Origin of the sequence: Amycolatopsis sp. MEPSY49 (assembly GCF_051337345.1) — a bacterium.
Taxonomy (GTDB): Bacteria; Actinomycetota; Actinomycetes; order Mycobacteriales; family Pseudonocardiaceae; genus Amycolatopsis.
The window spans coordinates 412,055-428,641 of record NZ_JBDLYJ010000007.1 but is presented as its reverse complement, the minus strand read 5'-3'; the positions used below and the strand labels follow the sequence as shown (position 1 = coordinate 428,641).

Annotated in this window: 13 protein-coding genes; 5 read left to right on the top strand and 8 right to left on the bottom strand. The window is 72.5% G+C overall.

Features of this window, described 5'->3' with window-relative positions; translation table 11 throughout:
• The first annotated feature begins 7 nt into the window (after positions 1–7).
• Positions 8–376 carry a DoxX family protein gene (locus ABFJ78_RS30850; RefSeq protein ID WP_436390064.1) on the top strand — a complete coding sequence of 123 codons (369 nt, stop codon included), beginning with the start codon at positions 8–10 and terminating at the stop codon, positions 374–376.
• On the opposite strand, the gene ABFJ78_RS30845 is transcribed toward ABFJ78_RS30850, so the two are convergent.
• Positions 377–3,616 (bottom strand): ATP-dependent helicase, encoded by a 3,240-nt coding sequence (locus ABFJ78_RS30845; RefSeq protein ID WP_436390063.1) that lies wholly within the window; start codon positions 3,614–3,616, stop codon positions 377–379.
• 166 nt (positions 3,617–3,782) lie between these two features.
• The gene (locus ABFJ78_RS30840; protein ID WP_436390167.1) at positions 3,783–6,956 is read right to left on the bottom strand and encodes an ATP-dependent helicase; all 3,174 of its coding nucleotides are present in this window, start codon (positions 6,954–6,956) and stop codon (positions 3,783–3,785) included.
• 262 nt (positions 6,957–7,218) lie between these two features.
• Here ABFJ78_RS30840 and ABFJ78_RS30835 point away from each other — a divergent pair, with 262 nt between their 5' ends.
• Together ABFJ78_RS30835 and ABFJ78_RS30830 are read left to right on the top strand one after the other, a co-directional pair.
• A complete protein-coding gene (locus ABFJ78_RS30835) occupies positions 7,219–7,542 on the top strand; it encodes an MGMT family protein (protein ID WP_436390062.1) in 324 nt (107 codons plus the stop codon).
• Between the two features lie 28 nt (positions 7,543–7,570).
• Positions 7,571–8,428, top strand: coding sequence for a siderophore-interacting protein (locus ABFJ78_RS30830; protein ID WP_436390061.1), 858 nt, complete (start codon positions 7,571–7,573; stop codon positions 8,426–8,428).
• 89 nt (positions 8,429–8,517) lie between these two features.
• On the opposite strand, the gene ABFJ78_RS30825 is transcribed toward ABFJ78_RS30830, so the two are convergent.
• Together ABFJ78_RS30825 and ABFJ78_RS30820 are read right to left on the bottom strand one after the other, a co-directional pair.
• Positions 8,518–9,324: a uroporphyrinogen-III synthase gene (locus ABFJ78_RS30825; protein WP_436390060.1), complete on the bottom strand. Its 807-nt coding sequence runs from the start codon at positions 9,322–9,324 to the stop codon at positions 8,518–8,520.
• Positions 9,317–10,285, bottom strand: coding sequence for a helix-turn-helix transcriptional regulator (locus tag ABFJ78_RS30820; RefSeq protein ID WP_436390059.1), 969 nt, complete (start codon positions 10,283–10,285; stop codon positions 9,317–9,319). Before ABFJ78_RS30820 ends, ABFJ78_RS30825 begins: the two co-directional genes overlap by 8 nt.
• 63 nt (positions 10,286–10,348) lie before the next feature.
• Here ABFJ78_RS30820 and ABFJ78_RS30815 point away from each other — a divergent pair, with 63 nt between their 5' ends.
• Together ABFJ78_RS30815 and ABFJ78_RS30810 are read left to right on the top strand one after the other, a co-directional pair.
• Positions 10,349–10,744, top strand: coding sequence for a DUF3224 domain-containing protein (locus ABFJ78_RS30815; protein WP_436390058.1), 396 nt, complete (start codon positions 10,349–10,351; stop codon positions 10,742–10,744).
• Positions 10,745–10,753: 9 nt separating this feature from the next.
• Entirely contained in the window at positions 10,754–11,857 is a 1,104-nt protein-coding gene (locus tag ABFJ78_RS30810; RefSeq protein ID WP_436390057.1) for a DNA glycosylase AlkZ-like family protein, read from the top strand.
• Positions 11,858–11,860: 3 nt separating this feature from the next.
• Here ABFJ78_RS30810 and ABFJ78_RS30805 read toward each other — a convergent pair whose 3' ends face one another.
• The 4 genes from ABFJ78_RS30805 to nirB form a co-directional block, all read right to left on the bottom strand.
• Entirely contained in the window at positions 11,861–12,526 is a 666-nt protein-coding gene (locus tag ABFJ78_RS30805; RefSeq protein ID WP_436390056.1) for a DUF4097 family beta strand repeat-containing protein, read from the bottom strand.
• Between the two features lie 100 nt (positions 12,527–12,626).
• The gene (locus ABFJ78_RS30800) at positions 12,627–13,730 is read right to left on the bottom strand and encodes a uroporphyrinogen-III synthase (RefSeq protein ID WP_436390055.1); all 1,104 of its coding nucleotides are present in this window, start codon (positions 13,728–13,730) and stop codon (positions 12,627–12,629) included.
• On the bottom strand, positions 13,727–14,068 hold the full coding sequence (gene nirD / locus ABFJ78_RS30795) for a nitrite reductase small subunit NirD (protein WP_436390054.1): 342 nt from the start codon (positions 14,066–14,068) through the stop codon (positions 13,727–13,729). Before nirD ends, ABFJ78_RS30800 begins: the two co-directional genes overlap by 4 nt.
• On the bottom strand, positions 14,065–16,587 hold the full coding sequence (gene nirB, locus ABFJ78_RS30790) for a nitrite reductase large subunit NirB (protein WP_436390053.1): 2,523 nt from the start codon (positions 16,585–16,587) through the stop codon (positions 14,065–14,067). The genes nirD and nirB overlap by 4 nt, the downstream gene beginning before the upstream one ends.

Here is a 16,587-nt window from a genome sequence, read left to right as displayed (position 1 = left end):
TCAGGTCATGGCCAATTCACAACGACCGGCCCACGTCCTGGCCGGCGTGCTGGGCACGATGGGCCTCCTGCACTTGGCGGTCCCGAAGCCGTTCGACGGGCTGATCCCGGCTTCGCTGCCGGGTCCGCGGCGGGCGTGGACGTACGGGTCGGGAGTGGCCGAGCTGGCGGTCGGGGTCGCGGTGGCGGTCCCGCGGACGCGCCGGCTGGGCGGGCTGGCGGCGGCGCTGCTGTACTTGGGAGTGTTCCCGGGGAACGTGAAGATGGCGGTGGACGCGTCTTCGGCGCCGGCCCCGCGCCGCGCGATCGCGTGGGCCCGGTTGCCGTTGCAGTGGCCGCTGATCACCTGGGCGCTGAAGGTCCGCGACCGGGCCTGATCACGCCTCCGGGATGTCCCGCAGCAGCCGCCGGAGGCCCTCGGGGTCCAGGAGGTCGGCCGGGCGGATCGTGCGGTTCGCGCGGACGTAGTGGAACGCCGCGCCGACCCGCTCCACCGGGACGTTCTTCAGCGCCGCCCACGCCATCCGGTACGCCGCCAGCTGGACCGCCAGCGCCGGCTGCCTCGACTCCGGCGGCACCGAGCCCGTCTTCCAGTCGACGACCTCCCACGTGCCGTCCGGGTTCTGGAACACCGCGTCCATCCGGCCGCGCAGGGTGATGCCCTCGACGTCGGCCGTGAACGACACCTCCACCGCGTGCGGCACCCGCGTGGCCCACTCGCTCTTCTCGAACTCCGCCCGCAGCTCTTCGAAGTCCGCGTCCGGGGCTTCGCCGAAGTCTGCCGCGCCCGGGAGGTCGTCGATCTCGATCAGCTGGTCGCCCGAGAAGCGGCGCTCCAGCCAGCCGTGGAACTCCGTGCCGCGGCGGGCGAAGCTGTTGGGCTCCATCGGAAGCGGACGGCGCAGGTCGGCCGCCAGCTTGCCCGCGTCGTCGGCCAGCTTGACCAGCTGGCTCACCGAAAGCCGCGACGGCAGCGGGACCCGGTGGACGTGGTCATCCTTGCGCGCCCACTCCTCGAGCAGGACGTCGGTGTCGGTCAGCCAGCCGTCCGGATCGTCCTCTTCGGACTCTTCTTCGTCCACAGTGGACATCGCTTCGGAGACCAGCTCCACGCCGGTTTGCACGCCGGTGCGGCGGTCGGCCAGCGGATCGACGGGCCAGCGCGCCTTCCGCGAGTCCGACACCAGCGGGTTTTCGTCCTCCTTTTCCGGCTCCGGCGCCCACTCCGCGAGCTGCCCGGCGCCGGTCTCGCGCAGGACGTCGCCGATCTCCGTCAGGAACTCCGACGGGCCCTTGTACCGGCTGCTGCTTTCGTTCCACCAGTGCCCGGACACGATCAGCGCGCGCTCGGACCGCGTCAGCGCGACGTAGCAGAGCCGCCGTTCCTCCGCCTGTTCCCGCTCGACGAACCCGGCCTCGTGCAGTTCCAGTCCTTCTTGGACTTCCTTGCGGTCGTAGCCTTCCGCGATCCGCAGCTCCGGCAGGTCCTGCGAGTCGCCGCGCAACGCGGCGGGCAGCGACGTCGCGGTCCGCAGCCACGACGACGACCGCCGCCGGCCCGGGAAGACGTCCTGCACCAGGTGCGGGACGGCGACGACCTCCCACTCGAGACCCTTCGCCGAGTGCACGGTCAGCACCTGCACCCGGTCCGGCACGACCTCGACCTCGCCCGGGGTCAGCCCGTCTTCGGCGTGCGCGGCGGTGTTCAGGTAGTCCACAAAGGACAGCAGGGTCGCCGTCGGCGCCGTTTCGGCGTAGTCGGTGACGACTTCGGCGAACGCGTCCAGGTGCGCCCGCCCGGCGGATCCCGGACGGGCCAGGGACTCGACGTCGAGGAGCATCGTGCGTTCGACGTCGGCGACCAGCTCCGGCAGCGACTGGTCGAGCCGCCGACGCAGCGCCGCGAGTTCCCAGCCGATCCGCCGGATGCGCTTGTACCCCTCTTCGGAGTACCGCTCCGGCGAGCCCGGCTCGTCGATGGCGTCGATCAGCCCGGCCTGCTCGACGCGCTCCACGACCAGCTCCGGCTCGTCCGACGCCTTCTCCGGGCTGGAAAGTTCGCCGGCCCGCCGCCACAACGCGGCGACGTCGGCGGCCGCGAGCCGCCAGCGCGCGCCGGTCAGCAGCCGGGCCGCCGCACTGCCCGACAACGGGTCGGCGAGCACCTTCAGCGTCGAAACGAGGTCTGCGACCTCGGGCTCGTCGAGCAGGCCGCCGAGCCCGACGACCTCGACCGGCAGTCCGCGCGCCCGCAGCTCGGCGGCGATCGGCGCCATGTCGGCGCGGCGCCGCACGAGCACGGCGGCCGTCGGCGGCTTCCCGGTCTCTTCCTGCTGGGTGTGCCACCGTCGCGCCATCGCGTCGGCCACCCACTCGCGCTCGGCGCGGATGTCCGGCAGCAGCGCGGCCGCGATGTCCGCCGGACCGGCGCCGTCACGCGCCCGCAGCCGTTCGACGCCGAGGCCGCGCGCCCGCAGCGGTTCGGCGATCGCGTTGGCGAGTTCGAGGATCTCCGGCGGGTTGCGGAAGCTCGTCAGCAGGCCGAATTCGTGCGCGGGGACCAGGTTTTCCCCGTCGTGGCGCGGGAAGTCCGTGGTGAAGCGGGGCAGGTTGGCCGCGCTGGCACCGCGCCAGCCGTAGATGGCCTGCGCCGGGTCGCCGACCGCGGTGACAGGCATCGGCTGGTTCTCGACGCCGCCGAACAGCGCCCGCAGCAGGACGCGCTGGGCGTGCCCGGTGTCCTGGTACTCGTCGAGCAGGACGGCGCCGAAGCGTTCCCGTTCGCCGCGCACGACCGACGGGTACCCGCTGGCCAGCTGAGCGGCCAGCGACATCTGGTCGGCGAAGTCGAGCGCGCCCTCGTTGCGCTTGCGGCGGTGGTAGTCCTCGACGAGCGGCAGCAGCGCGAGCCGGAAGTGCTGCGCGGCCATGATTTCGGTGAGCTTCTGCGGAAGCGCGGCCCGTTGTCCCTTGGCGCGCGGGGCGTTCTCGATGACACGGCACATCCACGTCGTGTACTCGGCGAGCTGGTCGGTCGAGATGAGGTGCTCGCCGAGTTCGCCGGCCAGCTGCAGGAGGTCCGCGGTGACGGTCGGCGGCACGCGGTCGGTGTCGAGCTCGTTGTCCCAAGTGGACACGACCCGGTGCGCGATCTGCCACGACGACGTTTCGGACAGCAGCCGGACGCCGGGCTGAACGGGGAGGCGGAGGCCGTGTTCGGAGAGGAGGCGGCCGGCGTAGGCGTGGTAGGTGAGGACGGTCGGCTCGCCGGCGACCACAGTGGACCGCAGGCCGCCGGAGGGGTCGAGCCGGTCGAGCAGCCCGGAGCCGGCCAGCCGCCGCAACCGCGCGCGGACGCGCTCACCGAGCTGGCGCGCGGCTTTCCGGGTGAAGGTGAGGCCGAGAACGCGATCGGGGCTGACGATCCCGTTGGCGACGAGCCAGACAACGCGCGCGGCCATGGTTTCGGTCTTCCCGGCGCCCGCCCCGGCGACGACGAGGGAGGGTTCGACGGGCGCGGCGATGACGGTGGCTTGTTCGGGGGTCGGCCGGTGCAGCCCGAGAGCGTCGGCGAGTTCGGCCGGTTCGACGGGGTTGGCGATGACGAGCGGGCTCACGCACGCCCCCCAAGGCCGCCCGGCACCGTCATGAATGACTCATTCAAGGCACTGCGGAGCCCGGCCGCCGCCTCCCGGCGGATCGGCGCGGAGCTTTCACGTGAAAGCTCCGCTTTGCGGCGCAAAGCGGCACTTTCACGTGAAAGTGCCGCGGTCGTCGAGTCGGTCACGGGCCCGGCACCTGCCGCCCCTCGGGCCGCAGCGGGCAGCACCCGCGCGCCGGGCACCGGTCGCAGTCCGGGTTCTCCTGCGCCTGGTAATCCGGCCCCGCCGCGGAAGCCGCCGCGTCGCGGACCAGCTCCAGCCACTGCTTGCCGCCCACCTCGTCCAACGGCGGCTGGGACCGCTCGGTCGACCCCGTCTTGTTGTTCGCCTTCGCGACGTAAACCAACCGCGCGCCACCGGGCTCGTTGCTGCCCTTGATCGCCCCCAGCAGCACCGCCAGCTGGTACGCCGCCAGCTGCGGGTGCGCCTCGGCGTCCGCGCCCGACACCGGGACCTTGCCCGTCTTGATGTCGACGATCACCGGCCGCCCGTCGGCGTCCAGCTCCACCCGGTCGACCCGCCCGCGCAGCAGCACGCGGACCTCGTCCTCGCCGCCGGCCGGCAGCTCGACCTCGATGTCCTGCTCGACCCCCGCCGCCTTCAGCTCCGCGCGGCTGCGCTCCAGCCACGTCACGAAGTTCTGCAGCATCTGCTCGACCCGCCGCCGCTCCCGGCGGGAAAACCACGGCGCCCCGGCGTCGACGCGCACCCACGCCTCGTCCAGCGCCGCCTGCAGCTCGGCGTCCGTGCGCCCGGACGCCACCGCTTGCGCCAGCCCGTGTACCAGCGTCCCGGTGACCGCGGCGAGCTGAGCCGGGTCGGAACCGCCGTGGCGCTCGATCATCCAGCGCAGCGGGCACTTCGTCAGGATTTCCACTGTGGACGGTGAGATCCGGACCAGGTCGCCGGGCCGGTGCACCGGCTCGTCGGTCGACGCCGGCAGCAGGCCGTACCAAGTGGACGGGTGCGCGCCGGGCACCTTCGCGTCCGCCAGCCGCGCCAGCTGCTTGGCCGCGCGACGCCGACGCACCGGGTCGGCTTTGTCGTCGCAAACGACTTCGCGCAGCTCCCCCACCAGCTCGGCCAGCACCAGCGACCGCCCGGGCGGCTTCATCCGCGAGTCGAGCCCGCCGTCGTCGGCGCCGTTCTCCTCGAGGTCGTCGAGGAACCGCGACGGCTGTTCGTCCTCTCCGGACACCGCCGTGACGAGCAGCGTCCGCTTCGCCCGGCTCATCGCCAGGTAGAACAGCCGCCGCTCCTCCGCCAGGATCGGCGCGGTCGCCGAGACGGCGTCATCGTCCACACCGGACATCAGGTCCTTGAGCCGTTCCACGCCCAGCACGGATCCCCGCAGCCGCAGGTCCGGCCACGCTCCTTCCTGGACACCCGCGACGGCGACGACCGTCCACTCACGACCCGCGGCCGCGTGCGCGGTCAGCAGCGAGACGCCATCCGTAGGCACCGCCGCCGGCGCGAGCGTGTCACCCGCGATCTGTTGCGCTCCAAGATAGTCCGCGAACGACGCGACGCTCGCACGCGGCAGCCGGTCGACGTACCGGCCGGCGGCGTCGAACAGCGCCACGACGGCGTCGAGGTCGCGGTCGGCCTGGGCACCCAGCGATCCCCCGCCTTCGACCTGCTTCAGCAGCTTCTCCTGCAGCCGGCTTTCGTTCCACAGCTGCCACAGCACCTGCTCGACGCCGTCGCCGCGCGCCACGGCCTGGTGCGTGACGCGCAGCAGCCCGCCGACGCGCCGCACCGGCTCGGCCTCGGCATCGGCGAGCCCGGCGAGGATGTCCCCGCCACGCAACGCTTCGACGAGCAGCTCGTCGCTCGACCGCTGGCCGCCACCGGCCAGTTCGAGCCGCCGCAAACCGCGGCGCAACCGTCGCAGCGCCAACGGATCCGCGCCGCCGAGCGCCGACGACAGCAGCATCTCGGCCAGGTCGACGTCGAGGAGTTCGGGCGCTGGCGCGAGCTTCAGCACGGCCAGCAGCGGCCGCACCGCGGGCTGGCGCGCCAGCGGCAGCTCCTCGGTCGCCGATCCGATCGGGACACCGGCGGCGCGCAACGCCCGCTGCAGCACCAGGAAAGTCCGCGCCGGCGACCGGACGAGCACCGCGATCTCCGACCACGGCACGCCGTCGACGAGGTGCGCGCGGCGGAGCTGGTCGGCGATCCAGCTGGCCTCGGCGGCCGGGGTCGGCATCACCCGGACCCGCACGTTTCCCCCGGTAGCACCCGCGGGCGGGAGGATCTTGCGGTGCGGCGACGCGCCCGGCAGCGTCGCGCCGATCTTCGCCACCGCCAGGCGGACGGCCGGGGCGAGCCGGTGCGACGTCGTGAGCGTGACGGTCCGGCTGCCGTCCGGGTCGGCGTCGGCGAACAGGCTCGCGTCGGCGCCGCGGAAGGAGAACACGTTCTGGTCGGGGTCGCCCGCGACGACGAACTCCGCCGCGGTGTGCCCGATCACCCGGACCAGGCTGGTCTGCAGGGGGTCGAGGTGGTGGGCGTCGTCGACGAACAGGTGCCGCACGCGGGTGCGCTCGCGTTCGCGCAGCTCCTCGTCGTCCTCGAGGGCGAGCAACGCCGAAGTGACCAGCTCGGCGGCGTCCAGCGCGGGCGCGCTCGCCACGCCGAGCGCGTTGCCGCCCGCGCCCTGCAGCTGCGTGACCTCTTCGTACTGCGCCCAGAACTGCCCCGCGGCGATCCACTCCTCGCGGCCGCGGCGGCGGCCCAGCTCGGCGAGGTCCTCCGGGCCCAGCCCGCGCTCGGCGGCGCGCATCAGCAGGTCGCGCAGCTCCTCGGCGAACCCGGGGACCATCAGCGCCGGCCGCAGCTGCTCGGGCCAGTACCCGGCCTCCTCGTCGAGGTCGCCGGCCAGCAGCTCGCGGACGACGACGTCCTGCTCGGCGCCGGCGAGCAGGCGCGGCGGCGGGAGCTCCTCGGCCATCGCTTCCAGCCGTAGCAGCGAGTACGCGTACGAGTGGACCGTGCGGACGAGCGGTTCGCGGACGGTGCGGGGCAGTGGCCGCGCCTGCTCCGGGTCGAAGGTGAGCCGGCGGGTGATGTCGGCGCGCAGCGCGTCCGCGGCCTTGCGGGACGTGGTGAGCACCAGCACGCTCTCCGGGTCGGCCCCCTCGGCGATGCGGCGGGTGGCGGCCGACGCGAGCAGCGACGTCTTGCCGGTGCCGGGACCGCCGAGCACGCGGCGGAATCCCCCGGGTGCGGAGAGCACGCGCCGGGCGCCGTCGTCCCAGGTGAACGTGGGTGCGTCGGTGATCGGCGGGCGCACCAGCCGCGCGTCCGCCCGCCCCGTTCGCCTCGCGTTCACCCAGCGATGGAACCACGCCCGCTCACCCGGGTGGCGCACCGGCACGCCTTAACGCGGGCACGTTCGGTGAAGGTGCCCGAGCGTGCGGCAGGCGGCCACGAAATGAGGCTTATTTTGGTTAGGCCGGCGCAACGGACCGTAACTCGCCTGCGAAAGGCTCCTTTGCGCCGGCCGACGGCGGAATAAGCCTCACTGTGTCGTACCCATCCGGCAGAGTGTCGGTATGGACGACGTTCTGCACGAGCGCGTGCGGGAGATCATCGAGTCGGTGCCGGCCGGCACAGTGGCCACGTACGGCGACATCGCGGCGCTCGCCGGCGCGCCCTCGCCGCGGATGGTCGGCGCCATCCTGGCCGAGGACGGGCACGACCTGCCGTGGCACCGGATCCTGCGCGCGAACGGCACCCCGGCGCCGCACCTGGTGCACGACCAGCTCGAGCGGCTGCGCGCGGAGGGCGTGCTGGCCGACGGCCAGCGCGTCGACCTGAGGAGATACCGCTGGAAGCCCGACGGTGACGAAGATCCCGGTGAGGAGGGACTGTTCTGACCGCTGATTTTTAGGTTAGCCTCGCCTAATGACGACACAGGTGGAGCGGCCGGCTTTGACGTACCACCGGGCCCGGGTGACCGCGGTCCGGCCGATCACGCCGCAGATGGTGCGCGTGACGTTCGAGTCGCCGAGCTTCCGCGAAGTGCCGCCCGGGGCGCCGGACCAGTACGTCAAGGTCTTCTTCCCGCAGCCCGGGCAGGAGGAGCCGCGACTGCCGGAGACCGGCTCCGACGTCATGTCGTGGTACCGCACGTACCTGGCGATGCCGGACGACGTCCGGCCGCCGATGCGCACGTACACGGTCCGGGCGCACCGGCCCGAGTCGACGGAGATCGACGTCGACTTCGCGCTGCACGGCGACACCGGGCCGGCGTCGGCGTGGGCGACGCGCGCGACGGCGGGCGACCGGGTGGCGTTCCTCGGCCCGCACGGCCTGTACGACGTGCCCGGCGGCACCGACTGGCAGCTGCTGGTCGGCGACGAAACGGCGCTGCCCGCGATCGGCGCGATCATCGAGCAGCTCCCGGCCGGCACGCGCGCTTCGGCGTACATCGAGGTGTCGGAGCGCGAAGAGCGTCAGACGTTCGAGACGCGCGGAGCGGTCGAAGTCCACTGGCTGGTCCGCGGGGCGCGCCCGATGGGAGAGGCGCTGCTCGACGCGGTGCGTGCGGCGACCTTCCCCGGCGGAGCGCCGTACGCGTGGGTGTCGGGCGAAGCGGGCGTCGTGAAGCTGGTGCGTCGCCACTTGGTGCGCGAGCGGGAAGTCGACAAGCGGCGGATCTGCTTCACCGGCTACTGGCGGCAGGGGATCAGTGAGGAGGCGGCGAGCCGGGAAGCGGTCCGCGCGGCGGAAGCGGGCGAAGCACCGGCCGACGAGGACTGAGCCAAGCGCCCCAATGTGGCCTTGGTTGCGTCCGACGCACCGAAGGCCGCCTTGGGTGCGTCAGACGCACCGAAGGCCACCTTGGGGCGCTAACCGCCGAGCGTCGTGACCAGGAGTTTCACCAGGGCGCCGAGACGCTGCCGCTCCGGCTGCACCGTCTCCACCCCGATCTCTTCCAACGGCGCCGCCGTCACCGGACCCACACACGCGACCACCAACGGCCCACGCAAAGCGGCAAGCAACTCGTCATACCGCCCGTACTCCCGAGCCAAGGTCAGGAAGTTCGCCGCCGCCGGAGCGCTCGTAAAGGCCAGCGCCCCCAGCGAACCGGCCACCGCCGCGTCGATCAAGGAGTGCACCGGCGTCACGTCCGGCGGCGAGTACCACCGGTACGGCTGCAGCTCCACCAGCGAAGCCCCGGCCTCGACCAGCGGCGCGGTGTGCTCCGGCAGCGGCGTCCCGTGCAACTGGACCGCGATCCGCGCTCCCGAAACACCTGCCGAAGCGAGCGAACCGAAAAGCTCCGCATTGGACTCCGAGTCGGCCGAAAAGGACTCGCGCAGCCCCGCACCACGAACCGCACCGACCGCTTTCGGCCCCCGCGCGTAGATCCGGGAGGTCCGCAGCCGGTCCAGCAGAGAATCAGCAAGCCCCCAGTCCGAAGCCGCGGTGAGCCAGCCACGGAAGCCCGCTCCCGTCGTCACCACCGTGAAGTCGATCGGCGCGTCGACGAGCGTCGAAGTGGCCGCGCGCAGCTCCGGGTCGCTGTCCAAGGGCACGATCGTGATCGTCGGCGCGTGCCGGACGTCGGCGCCGTGGCGTTCGAGGGCCGTGATGAAGTCTTCCGCGCGGCGTTCGGCCGTCACCCCGATCGCGATCCCGCTCAGCTCACCCATAGAACGCGCCCATCTCCTCGATCGCTTCCGCCAGCTCCGCACGCAGGTCCGCCGGTTCGAGGACCTCCAGGTGCGGCCCGAACCGCAGCAGCTCGCCGATGGCCGGTTCGCCCGGCTCCACCGGCAGCTCCACGGTGAGCCAGCCGTCCGCGTCGGGCTCCCCGGTCGCCGCCCGCAGCGCGCGGGCGCCGACCGAACCCGCGTAGAACGGTACGAGAGCCTGCGCCCGCGGCGACAGCCGCACCACCGCGACCCGCGGGAACATCCGGCGTTCGAACTGCTCGGACCACTCCTGCCAGTACCGCGCGAGGTCGAACCCCGCGGGCCGCTCGAACTCCTCGCCCAGGTCGGTCAGCTCCAGCACCCGCGAGATCCGGTACGTCCGGTCGGTGCCCTCGCAGCGGGCCGCGAGGTACCAGTTGCCCGCCTTCAGGATCAGGCCCAGCGGCTCGACGTCCCGCTCGACCACGCGCTGCCCCCAGCGTTCGTAGCGGATCCGGATCCGGTGCGACGACCAGACGGCGTCGGCGATCGCGGACAGCGCCGGCAGGCTTTCGATGCCCCGGTGCCAGCCGGGGACGTCCAGGTAGAACCGCTCGGCGACGCGGCCGGCGCGGTCGCGCAGCTCCTGCGGCAGCGCGGCGTACAGCTTGAGCTGCGCCGCGGCCAGGACCGTGCCGAGCCCGAGCTCGGCGGCCGCGACGGGCAGCCCTGCCAGCGACAGCGACTGCGCCTCCTCCTCGGTCATCCCGGTGAGCCGGGTGCGGTAGCCGTCGACCAGGCGGTACCCGCCGGTCCGGCCGCGGTCGGCATACACCGGGACGCCGGACGCCGACAGCGCGTCGATGTCGCGGTAGACCGTCCGCACCGAGACCTCGAGCTCCTCGGCCAGCTCTTCGGCCGTCATCCGGCCGCGGTTCTGCAGCAGCAGGAGGACGGAGAGGAGCCGGCTGGCGCGCATGTTCCCCAGTTTGGCAGAAATACCTGACACAAGCTGACAGGTATGCCCGGCAGGGTGGTCCCCATGAACCGATTCTCGACGAAGAACTGGGAAGAAAAGATCGTCAGCGGCGTCGAAGGCGGCCCGCGGGTGGCCTACGCCCACGTCACGTTCGCATATGAAGGCGTCATCGAGGGTGAGTCGATCTGCGACCTTCTGCTGTACTACGCGGGCGAAGGCTACGACAGCGGGCAGACGACGTCGCCGAGCTTCGAGCGCATCGAAGGCAAGGTCGACGGTCGCGAAGGGACGTTCATCCTGCGCCACGAGTACACGTTCGACGCCAAGGGCTTCGCCTCGACGTTCACCGTCGTTCCCGGGTCGGCCACCGGCGGGCTGGCCGGCCTGACCGGCAACGGGACCACCGGCGGCGCGACCGGCGAGGACAAGGTGGGCTACACGTTCGAGTACGCGTTCTAGGAGTCGCAAGTGGACCGTCGTCAGGTACTCGCCTACCGGATCGCCGAGCACGGGCTGCACCGCACCGCGCGGGACGTGGCCGATCTCGCGGTCGTCCGGGCCGGGCTGCAGGACAGCATGCGCGACACCGCGCTGCTCGCCCTCGCCGCCCGGCTCGACGGCGACGTGTCCCTTGTGGACGACGAGCGGCTGGTGCTGGCGTGGACGCTGCGCGGCGCGCCGCACTACCACCTCCGCACGGACCTGCCCGAGGTGATCCGGGCGCTGGTCCCGCTGGACGACGCGGACGCGCTGGCCCGGATGCTGTGGCAGCGCAAGGAACTGGCGGCGACCGGCCTCGCGGCGTCCGAAGTGGTCTTCACGGCGGCGGCCGCCCTCCGCGCGGTGGTCAAGGCGCCGATGACGAAGGGCGCGGTGTCGACGGCGGTGACGAAGAAGCTGCCGCCGGCGTTCGCCCGCTGGTGCCGCGGCTGCAACGCGACGCACATCCACGAGCAGCTGATGCGCATCGCGACGCCGCACGCGGGGGTCCGGCTGGTGGCCGGCGCGTCCCCGGCGACGTTGGCACCCCTGGAAGGACGCGGCCGGATGCGCAGGACACCTGATGTCGCCGCGGCGACGGCGGTGGTCGAGTCGTACCTGCGCCTGAACGGTCCCGCGTCGCCGGGCGAAGCCGCCGAGTTCGCCGGGACGGCCCGCGCGGTGGTCGACAAGACGTGGCCGGCGGACCTGGCGTCGGTGCGGGTCGAAGGCAAGACGCGCTACCTGCCTTCGGATCGCGTGGCGGCGCTGGAGAACCCGCCGGAGCCGGAGGTGGTGCGGTTGCTGCCGCCGCTGGACCCGTTCATCCAGGCCCGCGACAAGGCGTTGCTGGTCCCGGACCCGGCTTGCCGCAAGGAGGTCTGGAAGATGCTGGGCAACCCGGGAGTGCTCATCGCGGACGGCGACATCGCGGGCACGTGGCGCACGAAGGGCAGCGGCGCGAAGCTGACGTTCACGGTGACGGCGTTCGACCCGCTCCGCCCGGCGGTCCGCGAAGAAGCGGAAGCCGAGGCGGAGCGGGTGGCCGCGGCGCGGGGGTTCGAGAAGCACGCCGTCTCCTGGGTGGGCTGACGGTCACCGGCCGGCGGCGTCGATATCGCCGTACGCGGTGGTCGCGCGGATGGTCAGGTCCGCCGCGCCCTCGGTGTTCTCGAGGGAGTTGCGGATCCGGCCGTAGGTGGCGCCGGCGTCGAGGGACGCGGAGACGCCGGTGGCCGCGCCGACCGTGAGGTCGCCGGCCTGGGTGCTGAGCACGAGGTTGCCACGCACGGCCTCGGCGATCCGGATGTCGCCCTTGCCGGTGCTGATCTCCGCCGCGCCGGTGAGGCGCCCGACCGAGACGTCGCCGGCGTGGGCGGTGAGGCGGAGGCTCGCGGCCTCGTCGAAGACGGCCTCGCCGTGCGCGCCTTCGACGGTGACGTCCCCGAGCCGGCCGACGCCCCGCAGTGCGACGCTGGCGGCCTTGACGCGGACGTCCGAGCCGGCGGGCAGGTGGACGGTCACGTCCAGCGAGCCGGACGGGCCGAAGTACTGGTTCTTCACCGCGCCTTCGATGCGCAGGACACCGCCCTGGAACTCGACCTTGACCTGCTCGGCGGCCTTTACGTCCCGGCTCTTGGCGGGATCGGCGGGCAGGACCTCGACGGTGGTCTCGGCCACCTCGGCGGCGACGAGCCGGACGCGGCCCGCGGGAAGGTCGAGGACGGCGGTGATCGGGGCGGTGGTGGCGAAGTTCTGCATCGTGTCTCCTGGTGGCTCGTGCTCGGTGATGAAGCCACCATCACGGGTGCGGCTGACAGCGAAGGGCCACCGCCCTGACACGGCCGCTGACACGCCGCCGTCAGGCGTCCACGGCCAGCCGGTACCCCCGCTTCACCACCGTCTGCACGACCTTCCCGCCCCCCAGCGAAGTCCGCAGCCGACCGATCGCGGTCTCCACCGCGTGCTCCTCCCCGCCCCCAGGCAACGCCGAAATCAACTCGCGCCGCGAAACCACCCGCCCCGGGGAGGCCGCCAACGCGCGCAACAACGCCATCGGTGCCGGAGCCACCTCGCGCCACTCGCCGTCCACCACCGCCGCCTGGCCTCGCAGCTCGATCGACAGCCCACCCGCCGAAAACCGGGGTGAGCGCGCCAGCAACGTCTCCGACACCGTCCGGGCCAGCGCGCCGATCCGCGCCCGGTGCGGCTGGACCGTCGGTACCCCCAGCGCCGCCAGCGGGCCCGCCGTGATCGGGCCGACGCACGCCGCCACCACCGGCCCCGACAACGCCGACACCAACCCCGGCAACCGGCCCGTGCGCCGGGCCAACGCCAGCAACGAGGCCGCCGCCGGCGCGCTCGTGAACGGCAGCGCGTGGATCGATCCGTCCAGCACCCCGTCCAGCAACCGGTCGACCGGGCCCGGGTCCACCGGGCCGACCCAGCGGTACACCGACACCTCGATGACCTCCGCCCCCGCCGCGCGCAGGGCGTCCACGAAGTACGGCAGCGGCTCGCCGTGCAGCTGCACCGCGATCCGCTTGCCCGACACGTCCGAAGACAGCAAGTGCTGCAACAACTCCGCGTTGCTCTCCGACGCCGGCGAGTACGCCTCCGACAGCCCCGCCGCGCGGATCGCCCCGGTCACCTTCGGTCCGCGAGCCAGCAGCGAAGCCGACGAAAGGCGCGCCAGCAGCGCGTCTCCCAGCCCCCAGCCCTCGGCCGCCTCCAGCCAGCCGCGGAAGCCGATGCCCGTCGTCGCCACCACCGCGTCCACATGCGACTCCAACAGCCGCGACGTCGCCGTGTGCAGCTCGGTGTCGTCCGTCAGCGGCACGATCCGGATCGCCGGCCCGTAGCGGACGCTCGCCCCCTTGCGCACCAGCAGCGCGCCGAGCTCGTCCGCCCGGCGCGCCGCGGTGATGCCGACCACGAAGCCGGTCAGCGGGAGAACACCGGTCACGGGCTCTCCACTTCGACCACGCCCTCTCGCACGCGCACTTCGTACACCGGGACCGAGACGTCGTCGGCGTCCAGGCACTGTCCACTGTCGAGCGCGAACCGTTCCTTGTAGACCGGCGAGGCGACCACCGGGACCCCGCCCGCGTCCCCGACGATGCCGCGCGAAAGCACTGCCGCGCCGCTGCACGGGTCCCAATTGGACAGTGCGTACCAGCGATCACCCGGCAGGCGGAAGATCGCCACCTGCACGCCGTCTAGCAGCGCGGCGACCCCCGCGTACTCCGGCACGGCTTCGGCGGCGCAGACCGCCGTCCAGGTCCGTTCGATCGACGTCGTCATCGGCGCACCTCGCTGTTCGAAAAGCGCGGGACTCCCAGCATCACGGGCACTTTCTGCTCCCGCTCCGAGCGGAACGAGATCGCCGGGTCGGGCGTGCCCGGCGCGTTGACGAACGAGGTGAACCGGGCCAGCTTCTCCGGGTCCTCCAGGACGCCCTTCCACTCGTCGGCGTAGTTGTCGACGTGCTTGGCCATCGCCGCGTCGAGGTCCTCGCAGATGCCGAGCGAGTCGTCGACGATCACCGCGCGCAGGTGGTCGAGGCCGCCCTCCAGCTCTTCGATCCACGGTGCTGTCCGCTGCAGCCGGTCGGCGGTGCGCACGTAGAACATCAGGAACCGGTCGATGGTCCGGATCAGCGTCTCCGTGTCCACATCGGACACCAGCAGCTCGGCGTGGCGCGGGGTCGTGCCGCCGTTGCCGCCCACGTAGAGGTTCCAGCCGTTCTCCGTGGCGATGATGCCGAAGTCCTTGCTCCGCGCCTCGGCACACTCCCGGGCGCACCCGGACACCGCCGACTTGAGCTTGTGCGGCGACCGCAGGCCGCGGTAGCGCAGCTCCAGCTCGATCGCCAGCCCGACGCTGTCCTGGACGCCGTAGCGGCACCACGTCGACCCGACGCACGACTTGACCGTCCGCAGCGCCTTGCCGTACGCGTGCCCGGACTCGAAGCCCGCGTCCACCAGCCGGCGCCAGATCTCCGGCAGCTGGTCCACCGTGGCCCCGAACAGGTCGATGCGCTGACCGCCGGTGATCTTGGTGTACAGGCCGAAGTCGCGGGCCACCTCCCCGATCACGATCAGCTTGTCCGGCGTGATCTCGCCACCCGGGATCCGCGGGACGACGGAGTACGTGCCGTTGCGCTGCAGGTTGGCCAGGTACCGGTCGTTGGTGTCCTGCAGCGTCATCTGTTCGCCGGTGAGGACGTGCCCGTTGCCGAGCGTGGCCAAAATGGACGCCACCGCCGGCTTGCAGATCGCGCAGCCGCTGCCCGAGCCGTACCGGCCGATCAGCTCGCTGAACGTCGTGATCCGGGTCGCCTGGACGATCTCGAACAGCTCCGCCCGCGACTGCGGGAAGTGCTCGCACACGGCCTTCGACTGCTCGACGCCGGCCGCGCTCAGCAGCTTGCCGAGCAGCGGGACGCACGAGCCGCACGCGGTGCCGGCGCGCGTGCACGCCTTGAGCTTCGGAACGCTGTCGCAGCCGTCTTCGTGGATCGCGCGGGTGATCGCGCCCTTGGAAACCGCGTTGCACGAGCAGATCTGCGCCGCGTCGGGCAGCGCGTCGACGCCGACCGCGGCACCGCCGCCCGCCGGCGCGAGGATCGCGCCCGGCTCCGCGGGCAGCGGACGGCCGACCAGCGCGCGCAAGGTGTTGTACTCGGTCGCGTCGCCGACGAGCACGCCACCGAGCAGCGTCTTGCCGTCGTCGGTGACGACGAGCTTCTTGTACGTCCCGGCGACCGCGTCGTTGACGGCGACTTCCAGCGCGCCTTCGGTCTTCGCGTGCGCGTCGCCGAAGGACGCCACGTCGACGCCCATCAGCTTCAGCTTGGTGGACGTGTCCGGCTCCGGGAACTCGCCGGATCCGCCGGTCAGCTGGGCGGCGACGATCTCCGCCATCGCGTACCCGGGCGCCACGATGCCGTACACGCGCCCCTCGACGGCGGCGCATTCACCGATCGCGTACACCGCGGGATCGCTGGTGCGGCAGGACGCGTCCGTCAGCACACCACCGCGCGGGCCCACTTCGAGGCCCGACTGCCGGGCCAGGTCGTCGCGCGGCCGGACACCGGCGGAGAACACGACGAGGTCGACGTCCAGTTCGGTGCCGTTCCCGAGACGAGCCAGCAATCGCGAGCCGTCCGCTTCGATGGCGTCGGTAGACGTTCCCGTGTGGACGGTCACGTCGAGGTTGGTGATGAGCCGACGCAGCAGCGACCCACCGCCTTCGTCGACCTGCAACGGCATCAGCCGCGGCGCCATTTCGACGACGTGCGGCGAAAGACCCATGTCCCGCAACGCCTTCGCGGCTTCCAGGCCGAGCAGACCACCGCCGATGACGACGGCCGAGCGGCGCCCGCGGCCCGGCTTGTCGACCGCGGCCGCGCGGATCGCGTCGAGGTCCTCGATCGTCCGGTAGACGAAGCAGCCGGGCAGGTCGTGCCCGGGCACCGGCGGTACGAACGGCCGCGAGCCGGTCGCCAGCACCAATGCGTCGTAGGAGACGACGTCGCCGGAGGCCGTGGTGACCGTGCGAGCGGCCCGGTCGACCGACACCGCCAGCTCACCGAGCCGGAGATCCACGAGGGAATCGCCCGCGTAGTCCGAACCGGGCAACGCCAGCGAAGCCGGGTCCCAGGTGTCCACGTAGGACGTGAGCGCCACCCGGTCGTACGCCGGGCGCGGCTCCTCGGACAGGACGACGATGTGCCAGTTGCCGGAAGGGTCTTCCGCGCGCACCGCCTCCACGAGCCGGTGGGCGACCATGCCGTGTCCGGCGACGACCAGGGTGGGCAT